Raw genomic sequence first — 4,674 nt, forward strand, 5'->3', positions numbered from 1 at the left:
GCCCGACGGCGTGGGCCGGGTCCACGCCCGCGGGCAGGTGTGCCTCGGGGCCCGCACCCGCTGCAGGCACGTGCGCGACCGCGGGTTCGGCGACGAACTGGTTGACCGCCGACGCCACATTCTTCGAGTCCGCCGGTGCCGCCGAATTACCCGTGAACGCCGCCGCGGCAGCCATCAACATCGACGCCGCGTTGGTCGGATCGGCCGCCGCCTGCTGAATCGCCGGGCCCAGGCTTTGCACGGCCGGCATGCCGGGCGCCTGCAGGCCGTCGATCGGCAGCGGCGACGTCGGCTCGCCGTTCGCGGTTGCCGTCAGGCTCAGCAGCAGCGCCGTAGACGAGCCGACAGCGACGGCGGCCTTGGCGAACAGCGTCCTGGTCGGTGTCACGGCAGACCGGCCAACAGCGTGGGCGCGAGCAGGCCTGCACCCGGGACCGCGGGAGCAGCGGCGGGAGCTGCAACGGCGGGAGCAGCAACGGCGGGCGCTGCAACGGCGGGTGCGGCGACCGCCGGCGTGGCCAGATTTGGCTGCGGAACCCCGCTTGGCAGCAACGAGGCGAGGCTGGTCGGCATCGAAAGTTGTCCGGGCAACATATTGGACAGCAGGTTGGTCGGAGCGGCGGCCGCGGGCAGCGCCGGTGCGGCCCCCGGAAGCGCGGGCGGTTGCGGCAGGGTCACCGATGCGGTGGCGCCCGGTGCAGGTGCCGCCGGCGTGGCCGGCGTCCCGGACATGACCGCCGCCAGGCTCTGGATCATCTGCGGAGCGGCGGCTTGCATGTTCCCGAGCTGGTTGATGAACGGCAACCCGGGCACGCCGGGGTTGGCCGGTGGCGCCGGCTCGGCGGCCGCCGTCGTGCTGAGCGCCAGCGCTGTCGAGACCGCACCAGCGGCGATCATCGTCGAAGCAAGCAGTTTCCCGGAGCGTTTCATGGTTCTCCCAATCGTTTGACGGCGAACGCCTCAGGCCGAAGCTAGCTCGTTACTAGAGTTACTCAAGTGACACGTGTGGCGTTTATCCAACCGTTACGGAGGTGAAGGCGTTCGGTGACCGGTCGCTAGAGTCGGTCGGATAAGAGCCACACCCGCCACGACAAGGACCGTCCCGCGGCCGCCTGCACGATTGGCGGCCGTGGCGCCGTTGCTGCTGTTGGCGAGCATCGCCGCGCGGCTGGCGTGGACCTACCTGTCGCCCAACGGCGCGAACTTCGTCGACCTGCACGTGTATGTCGGCGGCGCCGGCGCATTGGACGAGCGGGGAACCCTCTACGACTACGTCTACGCTGATCAGACGCCGGATTTTCCGCTGCCGTTCACCTATCCGCCGTTCGCCGCCGTCGTCTTCTATCCGCTGCACTTGTTGCCGTTTGGGCTCGTCGCGCTGGCCTGGCAGCTGGGCATCATCGCCGCGCTGTACGGAGTGGTCCGCATCAGCCAGCGCCTGCTGCCGGTGCACGACGAATTCGGCGGCAGCCGAGGTGTCGCGATGCTGTGGACCGCCGTCGGCATCTGGCTCGAACCGCTGCGCAGCACCTTCGACTACGGCCAGATCAACGTGCTGCTGGTGCTGGCCGTGCTGTACGCGGTCTACGGCACGCGATGGTGGGTGTCCGGGCTGCTGGTCGGGCTGGCGGCCGGGGTGAAGCTGACGCCGGCGGTCAGCGGTCTGTACTTCCTCGGCGTGCGACGGTGGGGCGCCGCGGTGTTCTCGGCGGTGGTGTTCCTCGCGACGATCGGCGTTTCGGCGTTGGTGATCGGCGACGCGACCCGCTACTACTTCACCGAGCTGCTCGGCGACGCCAACCGGGTGGGACCGATCGGCACCGCCTTCAACCAGTCCTGGCGCGGTGGCATCTCCCGGATCCTGGGCTACGACGCCGGTTACGGACCACTTGTAGTTGTGGCCATCGGTCTCACCGCCGTACTCGCGCTGCTCGCGTGGCGTGCCGTCGGCACCGACGACCGGCTGGGCGGAATCGTGGTGGTGCAGCTGTTCGGATTGTTGCTGTCGCCGATTTCGTGGACCCACCACTGGGTGTGGGTGCTGCCGCTGATGATCTGGCTGCTGCACGGCCCGTTGCGCCGACGACTCGGCGCCCGGGTTCTGGGGTGGGGCTGGCTCGCCCTGACGCTGATCGGTGTGCCGTGGCTGCTGAGTTTCGCGCAGCCCACGATCTGGCAGATCAGCCGGCCCTGGTACCTGGCATGGGCCGGGCTGATCTACATCGTGGCGACGCTGGCCACGCTGGCGTGGATCGCCGCTACTGGTCCTAAACGTTCAAGATCTGGTTTATCTCCCGAGCCATCGCCAGATCGTTCTCCGTGATTCCGCCCGCGGAATGCGTCACCAACGCGAAAGTCACTGTCCGCCAGCGGATATCGATATCGGGGTGATGATCCTTTTCTTCGGCCTTGTCGGCCACCCGGCGTACCGCCTCGATGCCGTCAAGGAAGGCGGGAAACTTGATCGAACGGCGGATTGCTCCTTCGCTGCGTTCCCAGCCGTCGAGGTCGGGCAGTGCGGCGTCCACTTGCTCGTCCGTTAACACAGCCATGTTGCTTGAGATCCTCCTAGGTCGCCCACTATCACCGCACCCTGGCCAGCCTGAGGTTGGACAGGATACGGCTACTTCATGGTGGCCAGGTTATGCCAAAGGTTTCGCAGGCTGTCGGTGCCACCGAACAGCGTGGTGAAGTGGGTGGAGTCGATGAGGACGATGTCTCCCGCGCGCTGACCGGCCGGGGGCATCCAGATCAATGCGTTGAACTCCGTGTTGCCCGTAGCGGTGAATGGATGCGGTCGGTTCGGGTCGACGCGCTGGCGGCCGAGCACCCGTAGTTCGTCGCCTTCTGGTGCGGTGAGTTCGTAATGCGGCAGGTGCGGGTGGAAGTTGAACGTGGTGACGTTGTCGAGAAGCCGCGGCGTGTCGAGGTCGCGGATGGCGTTGAGTGGTGCGATCTCCTGGGTGCCTTCGACGACGGCGGGCCGCAGCCCCCAAATGTTGTGAACGGGCACATCGAGTGCCTTCATCAGTGAGCGGGTGTACTGGCCGAAGCGTTGCTGGCGGGGCACGAGCCGGTCGCCGTGGTGCAGGTATTCGACCTGACGCTGCTCGTAGTCGTCGGTGAAACCCACGTCGTGATGGGGCGCCAGAAGCAGGCAGGTCCCTTCCCGCCCGAGCCACTCGGTGATCGCGGCGATCTCCTCGGGTGAGGCCTCTTGTTCGGAGAGCAGATGGTCGAGCCCGAACACCAGGAGGGTGTCGGTGTCGGCCAGGATCCGTTCGTCGATCGGAAGTTTGTAGCCGGCTTGGTCGATGCGCTGGAATACCGCCACCGGGTGCCCGGTGGCCTCCTCGGCGAGCTCCTGGAAGGCCAGGGCGGACCGGTGGAAGAGCTCCAGCGTGCCGGCGACGCCCTGCAGGAAGTTATCCGCGTTGTATTCCGTCGTCTCGTAAGACGGCCACAGAACGTTTCGCACCTCGGTCATCGTGGAGAAGCGGTTCTCGATGACGGCTGGATCGCGTTGGGCTTCCCAAGGGTAGCTCCAGGTCCAGTAGATGCTGATGCGTCGGCCGCCGGAATGGGGTCGGGAAGTGTGGCTCTGGTTGTACGTGCGTGCCCGCGACAGTGTGTTCATGTTGATCCTTAATCACCCAGCGCAGCGAGATATCGCATCGCCTTGATGCCGGGCAGGAAGAAGTAGGCCCCACCCGACAGGGTGGTGAACGCCGGCAAGCCCTTGTGGACCTTCCGAATCGGCCTCTTGGGGACCGTGAAATCCATCGTGCCGTCCTGAGTTCCGCAGATTGGGTCGTGCTCGTTGCCGAGTTCGTGGAATCTCTTGTCGTTGATCCACACGTTCTGCGCGAACTCGAACTGACGCACGAGGTCGGCGCAGATGATGAACGCGGCGATGCCGCGGTCCACGCCATCGTCGGGCGCGTTCTCCGGCAGCGCTGGTCCGTAGGTCGCGCCTCGGCGGATCATGCGTCGACGATTTATGTAGTGCGCGGTGTCGCGCGGATTCAACCGGCGGGCATGCGAGCCGAGCGGACAGGCATAGCCGAACGGATCCATCTCCTTGTAATTGAAGTCGTTGTTGCGCACGGGATCTGCGCCCAATTCCGGATCGTCTTTGTCGGGCGCGAGCACCAGTGGCGCGCCGCTGCGCCAACGCCCCATGAACTTCGCCGCGAGCAGTTCCTGCTCTTCCGGTGTTTCCGCATGCTCGCGCAGATAGTCGCGGAACGCCGCGACGTGTTCCTGCAGTCGGCGGTACGCCATATAGCTGCCGTTACGTGACAACACCTCGGGCTCAGGGAGATTCGTCACCGGCCCGTTCTCGTCGGGATATCCCAGGATGAATTCTCCCGGTTCCAGCGCAGCGCCGGAACCCGGCGTCGGCTCCTCGCCGGAGCCCTTCATCACCGGCTGCGACAACCGGTCCCGGAAGCCGAAATGGTCGTGGGCGTAGTTGAACGGTGGTGTCGCGTTGAGGTCGAGGAACGAAAGACTGCGCACTCCGTCGGTCCGGGCGAGCAGCTTGTCGTGCTCCTCGATGGATCGTCGGCACTGTTCGTCGGTGCGCGAGAACAGGATCGCGATCGCGTGCAGATCATCGCCGGCCAGGCCGCCGACCCAGTGCTCCGGCGCGTTGGCGCCGGTGTCCCCAAG

At 66.3% G+C, this 4,674-nt stretch carries 5 protein-coding genes and 1 pseudogene; 1 reads left to right on the plus strand and 5 read right to left on the minus strand.

The features are described 5' to 3' along the window. Positions 1–388, minus strand: a pseudogene (locus ACRDU5_RS17020) (Rv1157c family protein); the annotation flags it as partial. Beyond that, on the minus strand, positions 385–930 hold the full coding sequence (locus ACRDU5_RS17025) for a hypothetical protein (RefSeq protein WP_526615833.1): 546 nt from the start codon (positions 928–930) through the stop codon (positions 385–387). The gene ACRDU5_RS17025 and the pseudogene ACRDU5_RS17020, both read right to left, overlap by 4 nt. 139 nt (positions 931–1,069) lie before the next feature. On the opposite strand from ACRDU5_RS17025, the gene ACRDU5_RS17030 reads away from it, so the two are divergent. Further along, a complete protein-coding gene (locus tag ACRDU5_RS17030) occupies positions 1,070–2,323 on the plus strand; it encodes a mannosyltransferase (protein WP_526615839.1) in 1,254 nt (417 codons plus the stop codon). Here the strand turns inward: ACRDU5_RS17030 and ACRDU5_RS17035 are convergent. From ACRDU5_RS17035 to ACRDU5_RS17045, 3 genes are all read right to left on the minus strand, one after another. Further along, positions 2,268–2,552: a 4a-hydroxytetrahydrobiopterin dehydratase gene (locus ACRDU5_RS17035; RefSeq protein ID WP_526615834.1), complete on the minus strand. Its 285-nt coding sequence runs from the start codon at positions 2,550–2,552 to the stop codon at positions 2,268–2,270. The two genes, ACRDU5_RS17030 and ACRDU5_RS17035, sit on opposite strands and share 56 nt — an antisense overlap. Positions 2,553–2,623: 71 nt before the next feature. Next, complete coding sequence (locus ACRDU5_RS17040; RefSeq protein WP_526615836.1) at positions 2,624–3,637, minus strand: hypothetical protein; 1,014 nt, start codon at positions 3,635–3,637, stop codon at positions 2,624–2,626. Positions 3,638–3,645: 8 nt separating this feature from the next. Next, a partial coding sequence (locus tag ACRDU5_RS17045; RefSeq protein ID WP_526615837.1) for a Dyp-type peroxidase occupies positions 3,646–4,674 on the minus strand: 1,029 nt, incomplete at its 5' end.

It is taken from the genome of Mycobacterium sp. (genome assembly GCF_050701515.1).
GTDB lineage: Bacteria > Actinomycetota > Actinomycetes > Mycobacteriales > Mycobacteriaceae > Mycobacterium.